Origin of the sequence: Williamsia sp. (genome assembly GCF_036566845.1) — a bacterium.
Classification (GTDB): domain Bacteria; phylum Actinomycetota; class Actinomycetes; order Mycobacteriales; family Mycobacteriaceae; genus Williamsia.
The window spans coordinates 1-13,552 of sequence record NZ_DATCVM010000082.1; the positions used below are offsets into that span (position 1 = coordinate 1).

Consider the following 13,552-nt stretch of genomic DNA (forward strand, 5'->3'; position numbering starts at 1 on the left):
AGATGGATCACCGTCACCACCCGCGACGACAACTCAGTGTCATCACCTGCGACCAACGCCGCGTCCCCGACCAGATCTGACAATCTGGTGAACATTCCCCCGAAGTCCATGGCTTCACGGTACCCGCGATATCGCATTCGCGCAAGCATTCGAACCAACAAATTCGGTTGTGCTGCAATGCAATTGATGACAGTTGCGGAATCAGCCATTCAGTCTAGCGCCCAGGTCTGACACGCTTCGATATGCTGAATTTCATGGCTACGGTGCGTGATTTTCGGTTCGGTGTCAATTTGCTGGGACGCAGCGGTGTGGACCATTTTCTTCTCCAGGTGAGGGAGGCCGAACGCGCTGGTGTCGACGTCATCTTGATGCCTGATCACCTGGAACTCGGGGCGCCCTTCCCGATGCTCGCCGCCGCGGCGGCCGCTGCTCCGACGGTTCGGGTGGGCACGTTTGTCCTCAATGCCGGGTTCTATCGGCCGGCACTACTGGCACGCGACATCGCCAGTCTCGATCAACTCAGCGGAGGCCGTTTCGAGATCGGCCTCGGCGCCGGGTACGTGGAGCGTGAGTTCGATTCTGCCGGTATACCTTTCGGGACACCGGGCGGGCGGGTGCAGCATCTGCGCGAGACCGTGCTCGCGCTCAGGGAACTCCTGGGCGGCCAGACCGACCTCGGGCCTCGGGCCGTACAGACACCACCGCCGATCATGATCGCCGGCACCGGTGACAAGGTCCTGACACTGGCAGCGGAGCACGCAGACATCGTTGCCCTCGCCGCGGTCGCCGATGATGAGGCCCTGGCCGAGCGTGTCGACTTCATCCGGACCAGGGCCGGCAACCGCTTCGATGACCTGGAGATCAACCTGATCATCTTCGACCTCGCCATTGATCGTGAACCCGACCTCTACACCTTGCGCAGTCATCGGCCGGACGCCACCGATGCCGAACTCCTGGCCCTGCCCAACGGGATACGTGGCAGTCAGCAGGACGTCGTGGCCAGGATCGTGGAGCTGCGAGAGAAGTTCGGAGTCAACTACATCACGCCGATCGACCCGTCGAGTGCCGATCTGCAGGCTTATGGCGGGGTCATCGCGGAATTGCGAGGCCGTTGAGGTCCGGTCGGCGGGTTGCCTATCGTTCCAGCCAATGTGTCGCGGTCAGCGGTTCGGCATCTGCCACGGAGTCGTGGCTACAGCCGAAGCCGACGGTCCACCGGCCGTCCGCGAGTTCCACCGGGCCCAGGGTCATCGGTGCGGGGAGCTCGGCGAGGAACTCGCCGAGCGCGGCGGGTGACAGGGTCCAGAGTTCGCCGCGGATCGACTGTCCGTGGTCGGTGTCCCGGATGAGTCCGGGCTTGGCGGGTTGGGTGTCGAGGGCGACGAGCCGATAGGCAGGTGCGGTTGCGGCCTCACCTGACCATCGCGCGCCGCGGCCGGTCAGTTGTTTGTCCAGCGGTTGCCCACGCAGATGCGCTCCCACCACAAACACCTCGGTGACCTCCGCGCCCGCCCTCTCCGGCCACGACGGCCCGGTGGCGGGCAAGCTGTTGCCGATGCGTCCGGCGATGTCGAGAACCACCGCATCGTCGTGTGCGCGGCCGATCACGGTGATCCCGAACTGTGCTGTACTGCCGTCGGATTCGACGACCTCGCCGGCCGGGACGGCGACGGCGCACAGATCGAAGAGGTTGCAGAAGTTGGTGTACGTACCCATGATCGCGTTGACGCCCACCGGGTCGGCAGCCACCGCGTCGAGGGTCGGATGCATCGGTGCGGTCGGCACGATCAATGCGGAGGCGTCGCCGAGCGTCGACAGCGCCCGGATTCGGAGCTCATCGACCCTGCGGCGATCAGCCAGGAGGTCAGTTGCGCTGAACCGGTCTGCCGCACCGATGATTCCGGCGACGGTGGGATCGAGACCGTCCGAATCCTTTGCCGTTGAGATGAACTCGCCGACCGCGTCGTAGCGCTCGGCCACCAGCGCGCCGTCGTACAAGAGCTTGGCGGCGGCGAGGAAGTCATCGATGTTGATGCGCCTGACCTCGACACCGGTCGACCGGGCCTGTGTGATCGCAGCTTCGAAGGCGGCTTGCCAGTTCTCGTCGAGCCCGGTCAGGGCATCCGGTGCGGCCACCACGGGATGATCAGATGCCGCGAAATGGGTGCCGTCGGGCCATGTTCCGGCATCGGACATGACACCCATCGCCCGGTTGGCGAGATCGAGGTCGGCGGCGAGAATGGTGACGCAGTCGTAGCTGGCGCAAGCCGGGACAACCCCGGAGTTGCTGACGACACCCAGCGTCGGTTTGATGCCGACGATGCCCTGCAGACCGGCGGGGACGCGCCCCGATCCGGCGGTGTCGGTGCCGATGGCGATGTCGGCGAAACCGAGTGCGACCGCGACAGCGGAACCCGAGCTGGAACCGCCCGAGATCCGGTCATCGCGACGTGAATCCCGTACTGCGCCATAGGGACTACGGGTTCCGACAAGTCCGGTGGCGAACTGGTCGAGGTTGGTCTTGCCGATGACCACCGCGCCGGCGGCCCGGAGAGCGGCGACTGCGGTGGCATCGGCCTCGGGTGAGTACTCGTATCCGGGGCAGGCAGCGGTGGTCGGCAGGCCGGCCACGTCCACGTTGTCCTTGACCGCCAGAACAACACCGGCGAGCGGACCTCCCGCGGCGAGGGACGCAGCGTGTTCGCGGGTCACGTCCGCTTCGCTCCGCAGCGTGATGAAGACCTCGCGGCGATCGGCTGCGGCTATCGCGGCAAAAATCTCGGAGATGCGGCTCATGCCACCCTTCCCGTCTTGATGGCGAACTCGCCACTGTCCGACCAGCGTTGGCGTTCTTCGTGGCGTGCGATCTCCATCATCGAGCGCCGCGCGTCGATGTCGGCGGCATTCGTGTCGAGGAACCGCTGATGCTCGGCGAGTGAGAATGTGCCCTGGTCGATCCGGACCTCACCCCGGCCGGCCGCCGTATCCGCCCGCAGGTCGAGTAGTTCGTCTGCACTCACCGGGTACCACCTGATCTTGTCGAAGAAGCGCAACAACCACGGATGCTCGGGGTCGAATCCGGCCGCTTCCAGAGGATGCCGATGATTCCATACTTGCGTGGTGCGTCCCACGAATTGGTAGCCACCGGGGCCTTCCATGCCGTAGACGCACATGTAAGCGCCGCCGATTCCGACCGCGTTCTCCGGTGTCCAGGTGCGGGCGGGGTTGTACTTGGTGGTCACCAGCCGATGGCGGGGGTCGAGTGGCACCGCCACCGGCGCACCGAGGTACACGTCGCCCAGACCGAGGACGAGGTATTCGGCGTCGAAGACGATGCGGTGTACGTCGTCGACCGAATCGAGGCCGTTCATGCGCCGGATGAACTCGATGTTCCACGGACACCACGGGGCGTCCGAGCGGACCCCGAGCATGTACCGCTGGATCGCCTCCCGTGTTGCCGGGTCGTCCCAGGACAGCGGCAGGTGGACGGTCCGGCTCGGGACAACGAGTTCGGATGCGGCTGGTAGCTGTGCCTCGCACTCGATCAGCCAATCCAGCAGTACCGATTGCCGCAGCTTGGTCGGGTCGACCTTCACCTGCAACGATCGGATCCCCGGGGTGAGGTCGAGCAGCCCGGCGGGACGATCTGCGGCGATGCGTTCGGCGAGCGCGTGGACGCGGGCCCGGAGCGCCAGGTCGAGGGTCATGTCGCCGTATTCGACGAGGATGTTGTCGTCACCACTGCGCCGGTAGGTGACCACGGTGCTGCCGTCGGCGGTCATGGTCGACCCGAGGACACCGCCGTCGTGGTCGCCGCCGCTGGACAGGACGACACCGATGTCGGAGCGGCGGGCCGAACCGAGATCGGCCGGGCTCGCCGCCTGGGCCGAGCGAACGGGGACGAAGCGCACGGTGTTGCCGGGCTTGAGTTGACCCAGCTTCCATCGGTCGGCGGTGGTGACCGTGACCGGGCAGACGAACCCGCCGAGGCTGGGACCGTCGGGGCCGAGCAGGATCGGGGTGTCGCCGGTGAAATCCAGGGCGCCGACGGAGTAGGCGTTGTCGTGGATGTTCGACGGGTGCAGGCCGGCCTCGCCGCCGTCGGTGCGCGCCCAGCGCGGTTGAGGCCCGACGAGACGTACTCCGGTCCGGTCGGAGTTGAAGTGAACCTCGTAGGGCGTGCTGTAGAGATCCTCGATGTCTTCCGGGGTGAAGAACTCGGGTGCGCTGTGCGGCCCGACCGTCACCGCGAGCTGCCAGTTGTCGGTCAGAGCCGGTTTCTCGTCGTTGAGGATTCGCCGCGGTGCGGTGGCCAGATCGGCACCGGCGCACAGGAGTGCGTCCCCTTCGATCAGCGGACGGCCGTCCTTGCCACCGAACTTGCCGAGTGTGAACGTGGAACGGCTGCCCAGATACTCTTCGGCCTCAACCCCTCCGGCCACGGCCAGGTACACCCGCATCCCGACCGGCCCGGCGACACCGATGTCCAGAACCTCTCCGGCTTTCACGGTGAGCGGGGTCCACTGCGGCGCCGGCATCGAATCGATGGTCACCACCACCGGGGCGCCGGCGACCGCCACGACGGTGTCCTCGGAGAAGGTCAGGCGGGGCCCCATCATCGTGCATTCGAGTCCTGCTGTGCCCTCGGGGTTTCCGACCGCAAGGTTGGCCAGTCGGAAGGACAGGTCGTCCATCGGGCCCGACGGTGGGACGCCGACCTGCCAGTGCCGGATCCGTCCGGGCCAATCCTGGATGGTGGTCTGCGGGCCCGCCCGCAGTACCGAGATCGTCGACATGTGCTCAAGCGCCTTTCGAAGCCGTTGACGGACGGGTCACGATCACCCGGACGGCGGTGGGGTCGAATCCGTTACAGGGGTTGTTGATCTGTGGGCAGTTGGAGATCAGGACCAGGGTGTCGATCTCGGCGCGCAGGGCCAATCGCAGTCCCGGTGCCGACATTCCGTCGACGATTCCGAGCGAACCGTCGGCGTCCACCGGCACGTTCATGAAGAAGTTGACGTTGCCGACGAGGTCGGCCTTGCCCAGACCGTGTGGCGCGCCGCCGATCAGGAAGTTCTCGACGCAGGCGTGCTGATGCTTGGTGTGGTGCCCGTAGCGGAGCGTGTTCGATTCCTGTGAGCACGCACCCCCGACGGTGTCGTGATTGCCGACCTCGTCGGCGACGATCGTCATCATCGGGGCCGACTCGTGATCGCGGAGGACGGAGCCGGTGCTCAGAAAGATGTTGCCCTGCGCCGCGATCGTCGCCTGCGCGGAGTAGCGGACGGTGTGATCGTCAGCGCCGAAGAGCAACGTGTCGACGGCCTGATTGCCGTACAGGTCGACGATGGTCAGCACGTCGCCGGATGCCACCACGCCGGACCAGGGCGCGCGCTCTCCGATCACGTGGTCACCGATCACCTCACCGGCGACCAGTGCGAGGTCGGTGGCGGATGCGTCGGCCGTTGTCGATGCTGCCTCGGTGGTGGACATCAGATGGTCCTTTCGGAATGTGCGGCGTTCCAGGCATCTTCGGAATTGAGGACTGCTCGCCGGTATTCGGGTTCGGTGTCATCGAGCCGGGCCAACGTGGCCTCGAGGTCGGCGGTTGCCTTCCAGGCGAGAACTTCGACGGGCCCGACGTCGAATGTTGGTGAGGGATCGAGCGGATGGGCGGTGTTGACGATTGCAACGGTGCAGGGCAGGTGGAGCAGAAGATCCACGTATTTGCCCTGTCCCGCAGATCCTTTCGAGACCATGGCACCATCATCTTCGACCACGACGCTGTGGAAGAAGGACAGTGACGGCACCACGTCGGTGGGGGTCAGGCCCTGTTTGGCCGCAGCCAGTGTGAACAGCTCCCGTCCCGCGGGGGAGTGCGAATAGACCTCACCGGCACCGTACTTGTCGGTATTGGTGGCCAATGTGGTGGTGCCACACAGCGCATCGTGATGTCCTGACGTGTCCTCCACGACGGTCGCCAGTGCCCGTCCCTGATCGCTCAGGAGTGGGTGTCCGGCACCGAGGTAAGCCTGCCACGGAACCTTCACCGTATCGGCGACATTGAGCCGCTCCCAAGGGGCATCGCTGCGCCAGAGCAGTAGATGTGCACATCCGGTTCCGGCCACGTCGCGGAGCCGAAGGCGGGTGCCCCTGGCGAGAACTTTCACGCTGTAGCGGCCTCCGGGAATCGTTTCGGCCCACGTCATGTCTTGTGGTGTGGTCGCATCCGGGATCGCGGGCCAGGCGCTGGCCGGGACCACCGGCATCGAATCGGTGATGGCTTGGGCTTGGGCGCGAGCGTGTTCGCGGGCCCCCGCGGTGGTTCCGGTTGCTGGTTTGGTAGATGTCATGATGAATATCCTTGTGCTGTAGAGGTATTGATCAACGGGCTACTTGGCATCGGTGGTCACCGGGGCAGCCACCGGCATCGGGTGCTTCTTTCCGTGCGGGAAGCAGGCGATGCCCACGAGAACGGAGACGACGATGCAGATCGGTCCGGCCCACTTCAGGATCGGCATCTCGCCGGCCGGGTCGAAGATCTCTTCACGGGGCCATGCGAGGTTGATCACCATCAGGAATCCGTAGACGATGGCAAGGATGTTGATCGGGATCCCGAAGCGCCCCAGGGTGAACAACTTCTTACCCTCGGAATCTGTGGGTACCGGTTCGCCGGGCCAGCCCTTGATCCGGCGCAAGAGCATCGGCCCGGTGACCGACAGGTAGGCGAGGTAGATCAGGATGATGCAGACGCTGGCCAGGGTCGCGAAGATCGCGGAGTTGCCGACGTTGACCACCAGCACGCCGATGCACAGGACGCCGATCAGGATCGACGGTGCGATCGGGGTTCCGGTCTTGGGGTTGACGTGCGCCAGGATCTTGGAGGCCGGCAGCCGGTCGTCGCGTGCCATCGAGAACATCAGGCGGGAGCAAGCGGTCTGAATTGCCAAGGTGCAGATGAAGATCGCAACCACCACGTCGCAGAGCAGGACCTTGCCCCAGAACGATCCGAGCACCGAATCGAGGACGTAGGGGAGTCCGCCGACGGCCAGCTCTTCACCCAGGCTGGGTGCGGCCATCAGGGCGCCGAGCAGCATCAGCCCGCCGCCGATCGCGGAGACGGTCAGGGCCAGTCGGATGGTGCGCGGGGCAACGCGGCGCGGGTTCTTGGTCTCCTCGGCGAGTTCGCCTGCGGATCCGAACCCGACCATCACGTAGGCGGCCATCAGTCCGGAGACGATGAATGCCCAGATGTATCCGGGTTGCTCGCCGGGGATGCCGGTGTCGAAGACCACATCGGGTCCACGTTGGGCGTGGGTGAACAGAGCCAGGATCACCGCGATCACACCGACGATCTCGCAGGTGACGCCGATGTTGTTGATCCGGCTCATCCAGTTGACGCCGATGCAGTTGATGAAAGTGGTGATGACGAGCAGGATCGAACCCAGCAGGACCGCGTTGGACGCGCCGCTGGTACTGGTCAGTGCGGGGTCGTCGCCGATGATCTGGAAGCCGTCCCAGATCGACGGCATGACCACCTGCAATGCGATGGCCGCAGCGGATGCGGTGACGATCTGGGCCAGCATCATGAACCAGCCACCGAACCAGCCGATGACCTCGCCGCCCATGCGCCGCGACCATTGGTAGATGGCACCGGAGATCGGGTACCGCGCCGCGATCTCTGCGAAGCAGAGCGCCACAAGGAACTGGCCGACGTAGACGATGGGCCAGGTCCAGAAGAAGGCCGGCCCGCCGAAGGAGAAGCCCAGGCCGAATAGCTGGAAGATCGTGGTCAAGATCGAGACGAACGAGAATCCGGCCGCAAAGGAGGCAAACGTCCCCAGGGACCGGTGCAGCTGCTGGGTGTACCCGAATGCGGAGAGGTCGTCGGAGTCGCCGATCTGCGAGGTACCACCGGTGGCCGGGGCCGAGGGTGGTTGCGCTGTTGCGGTCATGGGGAGCTTCCTGGTCGTGGGCACGTCGGCCCAGGGAGTGAACCTGTCGAGTGATAGATAATCGTCTGGCGATTTCTGTCGAGTGACAGGTTTGTTACCGGGGTGCTACCACGTGAAACGATTGGGTTTCGGAAAATACACTGCGCTGCAGGTAGAGGGCTCAGGCGGGTGATTTGCTCACGCTGAAAGTGTCCGCGCAACAGTAGGGTTACTGCTTGTGAGTCAGATTGCGGCTGGGCCGGGGCGCCCGAGGTTGGTGGAACAGCGCCGCCGTGGCGCCACCGCGCGCGACGAGATCCGCGACGCTGCCGCCGAGTTGTTCACAACCCGCGGATACTCCGGTACATCAACCCGGATGATTGCCGAGGCGGTCGGCATCCGGCAGGCGTCCCTGTATCACCACTTCAAGACCAAGGACGACATCCTCGAGTCGCTCCTGCAGGACACCGTGCTCGTGCCGCTGGAGCAGGCGAACGCGCTGCTCGATGCCGACGGTCCGGCACTGGATCGGTTGCAGCAACTCGCCCGCTTCGACGCCGGGCAACTTGCGCGCTCTCGCTGGAACCTCGGCGCCCTCTATCTGCTGCCGGAACTCCGGACCGAGCGTTTTGCCGAGTTCCGCAGTGCCCGAAGCGACTTGGCACGGATCTACGCGCAGCTGGCCGGGAAGGTGCTGGGCGACCAGACCGATCCGCGCCGCCACCTTCCGTTTCGGTTGGTGGAGTCGGTGATCAGCATGCGGTCGGATGAGATGGTCGGGGTACTGGGGTCGGAGTCACTTGACGATCTGGTCGGGGTACTCATCGACAGCATTGCGCTGGTTCTCACCTAGACTCGCGATACAAACGACAAAAGCACACCGCTGCGTCGCAAGCACACGATCCAGCATGTGCGCTCCTGACGCGGCGATGTGCCTACTGCGTGGTGTTCAGTGCCTGTGAGTCAAGCCTTCCAGTCCGCTGTGCGGTCCGGAGTTGCCTGTGCGAGTGCCTCGATGGTGGCGCCTACGCCGAAGTCTTTGCCGTACACCGGGGTTCCGGGCTGCTGCCGCCAGGATTCGGCCAGCGAACCGGCGTCGACCGGGTCGAAACCGAGTTCGTCGATGAGCGCGGAGACCGCTTTCTTGCCCACCTCGTCGTCACCTGCGATGGGCAACGCAATCCGTCCGGTGGTCCCCGCCGGAGTACCCTTCTCCAACAGGTGCTTCCAGTAGATGCCGTTGAAGACCTTGTAGACCGGCACGTCCAACAGCTCTGAAACCCATACACTTTCGGGGGTTCCGTCTTCGATGGCCGAGATCTTCCCGTCGCGCTGCTGCGGATAGTAGTTGTTCGTCTCGATGACCGGTGCGCCGGGTTTGCGGGCCGATAGGATCCCCTCGGCGAGATCCGGTGTGTTCTTCTGCGGAATACTCACGATCACCAGATCTGCATCCTCGGCGGCGTCTTTCGCCCAGACTGCCGAAGCGCCCGTTTCCTCGGCCAGTTCGGCAAGTGTCTGTGGATCTCGCGAATTGGAGACCCGAACGTCGTGGCCCAGCTGGGTCAGGCGCCGCGTCAGAGTTCCGCCGATGAAACCTGCACCGATGATTCCGATTTTCACTCGAGACCCCTTTGATTGGTCGACAGATGGCTTCTCCCTGCAACCTGCGCGACGGTAGGTCCATTCCTTTGGGTGTCAGCGATTACATTTTGCGCTGGACCTGGTCTGCCCTTCTGAAAAGTCGAAGTACAACCGAAATGGAGTCACCGATGTCCCGCATGATGTTCCTGAACACCACCGCCTCTGACATCCCGGCCGCGCGAACGTTTTTCACCGGGTTGGGCTTCGAGTTCAACGAGACCTTCAGTGACGAGAACACGTTGTGCCTGATCATCAACGACCTGACCTTCGCGATGTTGATGACTCCCGCCAGGTTCAGGGATTTCATCACCGGCGGGATCACGGACACGGCCAAAGAACGGGAAGTGCTGATCGCCGTGTCGGCGGACTCGCGCGATGCCGTGGACGTGATGGCCGACAAGGCTCTCGCCACCGGAGGGTCGGCCTGGATGGACCCGCAGGATCACGGCTTCATGTATGGCCGCAGCTTCCGCGACCTAGATGGTCACGTATGGGAGGTCACCTGGATGGATCAGTCGGCGGTCAACGGCTGAGCAGGAACCGTCCGGGTTGCCGGCGACGCGGTTGCCGGCAACCCGAATCGGGCAAAATCTTCGACCATCGTGTCCGAGAAGAACGCCACGACATGCTGCACACCCTGCTGTGTGATGTCGAGGACCTGTAGCTGAAAAGGGCGGTGTACCCCGTCCTCGGGATTGCGCATGTACAACCCGAACGCCGCCTGACCGTTGGCGGTGGCCGGTAGGAGCACCATGTCGTCGGCCCTCTCGGCCGGACAGTTGTGTTCGATGAGATCGCCGATGACAGCCGGACCCTGGTACCAGCCGGTGAACGGCGGCATCTCCCAGATGGCTTTGTCTGTGAAAAGGGCAACGATGGCATCGATGTTGTAGGTCTCGAACGCCTCGACCCACTTCTGCAACAGGGCGCGCTGTGCCGCGTCGTCGGGTTCGGTGACCGTATCGCGCTCGGGCGCCACCTCTTTGAGCTGGGCCCGCGCCCGCTGGAGCAGGCTGTTGACCGTCGCGGTGGTCAGATCGAGGGTCTCGGCCACCTCGGCGGCCCGCCATTGCAGAACGTCACGCAGGATCAGCACCGCACGTTGACGCTCGGGCAGATGCTGGAGCGCGGCGATGAACGCCAGCCGAATCGACTCGCGGGCGCCGACGATGCTCGCGGGATCCGCGGTCTCCGACAGCGTCTCACCGTTGTCGGCGAAGGGTTCGAGCCAGGGCACCTCGTTGTCTTGCAACAGCGGTGCCTGAGGGTCGTACGAGTCGCCACCGAGACCGGACGGCAACGGCCGGCGTTGTTTGGAACCCAGCGCGGTCAGGCAGGTGTTGGTGGCGATCTTGTACAGCCAGGTGCGGATCGAGGCGCGCCCGTCGAAGTTGGAATAGCCGCGCCAGGCCCGGATGTAGGTCTCCTGGAGCAGGTCCTCGGCGTCGTGATGTGAGCCCATCATTCGATAGCAGTGCGCGAGTAATTCGCGGCGGAACGGTTCGGCTATTTCCAGGAAGTCCGCATCCACTGCTGCCTCGACTGTCATGTGTCACAGATTACGGGAGTGGTCCGACACCGACCAGGGTCTCGCCGCCCTCAGTTGTTCCAGAAACCCGCGTGGACCCCGCTGGCCTCGGGCACGGCGACCGGCCCCCGGACCGACGTGGGACGTTGCCCCGCGGCAAAGACCTCGCGGCAGGGTAGTGCCATCGTCGGGTTGTGCTCGTCGGCCCCGGTGATGATGGCCAGGTCCGCTTCCGACAGCGCGTAGACGACGGTGCCGATCCCGGCCCAGTAGACCGCGCCCGAGCACATCGCACAGGGCTCGGCCGAGGTGTACATCGTCATCGCGGCCAGTTCCGCGGGTGCGTATCGGGCGGACGCCATCCGGGCGAGGTTGGTCTCGGCATGGCCGGTGGCATCCCGGCCCGTCTCCACCGTGTTCTGCGCTTCGAGCAGGACTCCGCCGGTGTCGTCGACCAGTATTGCGCCGAAGGGGTGGTTGCCGGATTCGCGGGCGAGGCGTGCGATCGCCACGGCGCGGCGCAACAGTCGGACGTCGGTATCGGTCATGGATCCCAGTGTGCCGGAGCGGCCTGTGGTGTACAGGTTGAGGGGTGATTCGTGTCGGGACGTCCGGGTGGGTCTATCCGCCCTGGCGCCGTGCGTTCTATCCACCCGGCCTCGCGCAGCGCCGCGAACTGGAGTATCTGTCCCGCACTCTGAATTCGGTCGAGATCAATGGGTCCTTCTATGCGTTGCAGCGTCCGACGAGCTACCAGAAGTGGGCAGATCAGGTTCCCGACGACTTCGTCTTCGCGGTCAAGGGCCCTCGGTTCATCACGCACATGAAACGTCTCGTCGACGTAGACGAGGCGCTTGCGACATTCTTGGCGTCAGGGGTCCTGGCGCTCGGCCCCAAACTGGGGCCGCTGCTCTGGCAACTGCCACCGAATCTGCCGTTCGACCCGGAAGCCGTTGCCGCGTTTGCCGACCTGCTGCCGCGGACCACCCGTGAGGCCGCTGCCATGTCCGAGGGCCACAGCGATCACATCGACGGGCGGGCCTGGACCACCACTGACGCCGATCGGCCGCTCCGGCACGCGATGGAGGTGCGGCACCCGAGTTTCGACACCGCTGAGGTGCCAGAGTTGTTGCGGGAGAAGGGAATCGCTCTGGTGCTTGCCGATTCGGCGGGCAAGTTTCCGGTCATCGACGAGGTGACCGCCGATTTCGTCTACGCCCGACTTCATGGCGATGAGGAGCTCTACACCAGCGGATACACCGATGACGCCCTCGACCGATGGGCGTCGCGCCTCTCCGAACGTGCACGCGGTGTCGACGTCTATGTCTACTTCGACAACGACGCCAAAGTGCGTGCGCCACACGACGCGCGGTCACTGCTGGACCGGCTGGAATAGCGCGCTCGGGTAGCGTTGTCCGCCAGCGCAGGATCATTCGAAACGGCGCCACGTAGGACTGGGGTCTTGTGATGATCGAGCGTTTGGACAGGCTGCAGAGACGGCACCCGGTCCTCGGGTTCTGGATCGCGGTCATCTACAAGTTCGTCGACGACCAAGGTGGCTATCTCGCGGTCCTCATCACCTACTACGCGTTCCTGTCGTTGTTCCCGCTTCTGCTGCTGCTCACCACCATCGTCGGAATCGTCCTGGAAGGCGATCCCCAACTACAGAAGACCGTGATCGATTCGGCGCTGAGTCAGTTCCCGGTCATCGGTGACCAGCTGGGCACACCGCAGGAGCTCAGCGGGGGTACCGCGGCCATCGTCATCGGTATTCTGGGTGCGCTCTACGGTGCCTCGGGTATCGGTCAAGCCACCCAGCACACGATGAACACTGCCTGGCAGGTGCCGAGGAACAGCCGTCCGAATCCGATTCTGTCGCGCGTGCGCAGTCTGCTGCTGCTCACCCTCATCGCTCTGGCACTCATCGCGACGACGGTGTTGTCGACCTATGGCGGTCTGGCAGGGTCCCTGGACACCTCGCAGAGCACCGGTGTGGCGGTGGCTGCGGTGGTGACGAACTCGTTGATCTTCGCCGTTGCCTTCCGGCTCAGCACAACGTCGAAGAACGTGACCTATCGGGATGTGTTGCCCGGCGCGATCCTCATGGGTGTGGTGTGGCAGCTGTTGCAGACCTTCGGAACGTTCTACGTCAACGGCGTGGTCAAGAACGCCAGCACCACCAACAGCGTGTTCGCGGTGGTCCTGGGTTTGCTCGCGTACTTCTATCTGGCCGCCATTGCGCTCGTCATATCCGCCGAGATCAACGCGGTGCACAAACACCGGTTGTATCCGCGGGCCTTGTTGACCCCGTTCACCGACAACGTCGACCTCACCCGGGGCGACCGAAAGACCTACACCAGGCAGGCGAAAGCGCAGCGACAGAAGGGGTTCGAACAGGTCACCGTGACCTTCGACAAGCCAGAGGAACCGGACACAAAGAACTAGA

The 13,552-nt window shown here is 64.5% G+C and carries 12 protein-coding genes and 1 pseudogene; 5 read left to right on the forward strand and 8 right to left on the reverse strand.

Annotated features, from left to right (window positions below):
• The first annotated feature begins 254 nt into the window (after positions 1–254).
• Complete coding sequence (locus tag VIQ49_RS07050) at positions 255–1,115, forward strand: TIGR03621 family F420-dependent LLM class oxidoreductase (protein WP_331882464.1); 861 nt, start codon at positions 255–257, stop codon at positions 1,113–1,115.
• A gap of 19 nt (positions 1,116–1,134) precedes the next feature.
• Here VIQ49_RS07050 and atzF read toward each other — a convergent pair whose 3' ends face one another.
• Genes atzF through VIQ49_RS07075 form a run of 5 tightly spaced genes read right to left on the reverse strand, consistent with a single transcriptional unit; the run spans position 1,135 to position 7,955 of the window.
• Positions 1,135–2,796: an allophanate hydrolase gene (atzF, locus tag VIQ49_RS07055; protein ID WP_331882466.1), complete on the reverse strand. Its 1,662-nt coding sequence runs from the start codon at positions 2,794–2,796 to the stop codon at positions 1,135–1,137.
• Entirely contained in the window at positions 2,793–4,796 is a 2,004-nt protein-coding gene (locus VIQ49_RS07060) for a 5-oxoprolinase/urea amidolyase family protein (protein ID WP_331882468.1), read from the reverse strand. Before VIQ49_RS07060 ends, atzF begins: the two co-directional genes overlap by 4 nt.
• A gap of 4 nt (positions 4,797–4,800) precedes the next feature.
• The gene (locus tag VIQ49_RS07065; protein ID WP_331882470.1) at positions 4,801–5,493 is read right to left on the reverse strand and encodes an urea amidolyase associated protein UAAP2; all 693 of its coding nucleotides are present in this window, start codon (positions 5,491–5,493) and stop codon (positions 4,801–4,803) included.
• Positions 5,493–6,353 (reverse strand): urea amidolyase associated protein UAAP1, encoded by an 861-nt coding sequence (locus VIQ49_RS07070; RefSeq protein ID WP_331882473.1) that lies wholly within the window; start codon positions 6,351–6,353, stop codon positions 5,493–5,495. The genes VIQ49_RS07065 and VIQ49_RS07070 overlap by 1 nt, the downstream gene beginning before the upstream one ends.
• 39 nt (positions 6,354–6,392) lie before the next feature.
• A complete protein-coding gene (locus VIQ49_RS07075; RefSeq protein ID WP_331882476.1) occupies positions 6,393–7,955 on the reverse strand; it encodes an amino acid permease in 1,563 nt (520 codons plus the stop codon).
• Positions 7,956–8,172: 217 nt separating this feature from the next.
• Between VIQ49_RS07075 and VIQ49_RS07080 the strand changes: the two genes are divergently transcribed.
• Positions 8,173–8,787, forward strand: coding sequence for a helix-turn-helix domain-containing protein (locus tag VIQ49_RS07080; protein ID WP_331882479.1), 615 nt, complete (start codon positions 8,173–8,175; stop codon positions 8,785–8,787).
• Positions 8,788–8,897: 110 nt separating this feature from the next.
• Here the strand turns inward: VIQ49_RS07080 and VIQ49_RS07085 are convergent.
• A pseudogene (locus VIQ49_RS07085) lies at positions 8,898–9,578 on the reverse strand (NADPH-dependent F420 reductase); the annotation flags it as partial.
• A gap of 128 nt (positions 9,579–9,706) precedes the next feature.
• Between VIQ49_RS07085 and VIQ49_RS07090 the strand changes: the two are divergent.
• The gene (locus VIQ49_RS07090) at positions 9,707–10,111 is read left to right on the forward strand and encodes a VOC family protein (protein ID WP_331882481.1); all 405 of its coding nucleotides are present in this window, start codon (positions 9,707–9,709) and stop codon (positions 10,109–10,111) included.
• On the opposite strand, the gene VIQ49_RS07095 is transcribed toward VIQ49_RS07090, so the two are convergent.
• Positions 10,090–11,127 carry a sigma-70 family RNA polymerase sigma factor gene (locus VIQ49_RS07095; RefSeq protein ID WP_331882484.1) on the reverse strand — a complete coding sequence of 346 codons (1,038 nt, stop codon included), beginning with the start codon at positions 11,125–11,127 and terminating at the stop codon, positions 10,090–10,092. The two genes, VIQ49_RS07090 and VIQ49_RS07095, sit on opposite strands and share 22 nt — an antisense overlap.
• Before the next feature lie 50 nt (positions 11,128–11,177).
• Positions 11,178–11,654 carry a nucleoside deaminase gene (locus VIQ49_RS07100; protein WP_331882487.1) on the reverse strand — a complete coding sequence of 159 codons (477 nt, stop codon included), beginning with the start codon at positions 11,652–11,654 and terminating at the stop codon, positions 11,178–11,180.
• A 44-nt stretch (positions 11,655–11,698) separates the two neighbouring features.
• Between VIQ49_RS07100 and VIQ49_RS07105 the strand changes: the two genes are divergently transcribed.
• Together VIQ49_RS07105 and VIQ49_RS07110 are read left to right on the forward strand one after the other, a co-directional pair.
• Positions 11,699–12,502, forward strand: coding sequence for a DUF72 domain-containing protein (locus VIQ49_RS07105; RefSeq protein WP_331882490.1), 804 nt, complete (start codon positions 11,699–11,701; stop codon positions 12,500–12,502).
• A gap of 71 nt (positions 12,503–12,573) precedes the next feature.
• Entirely contained in the window at positions 12,574–13,551 is a 978-nt protein-coding gene (locus VIQ49_RS07110) for a YihY/virulence factor BrkB family protein (protein ID WP_331882493.1), read from the forward strand.
• Position 13,552 lies beyond the last annotated feature (1 nt).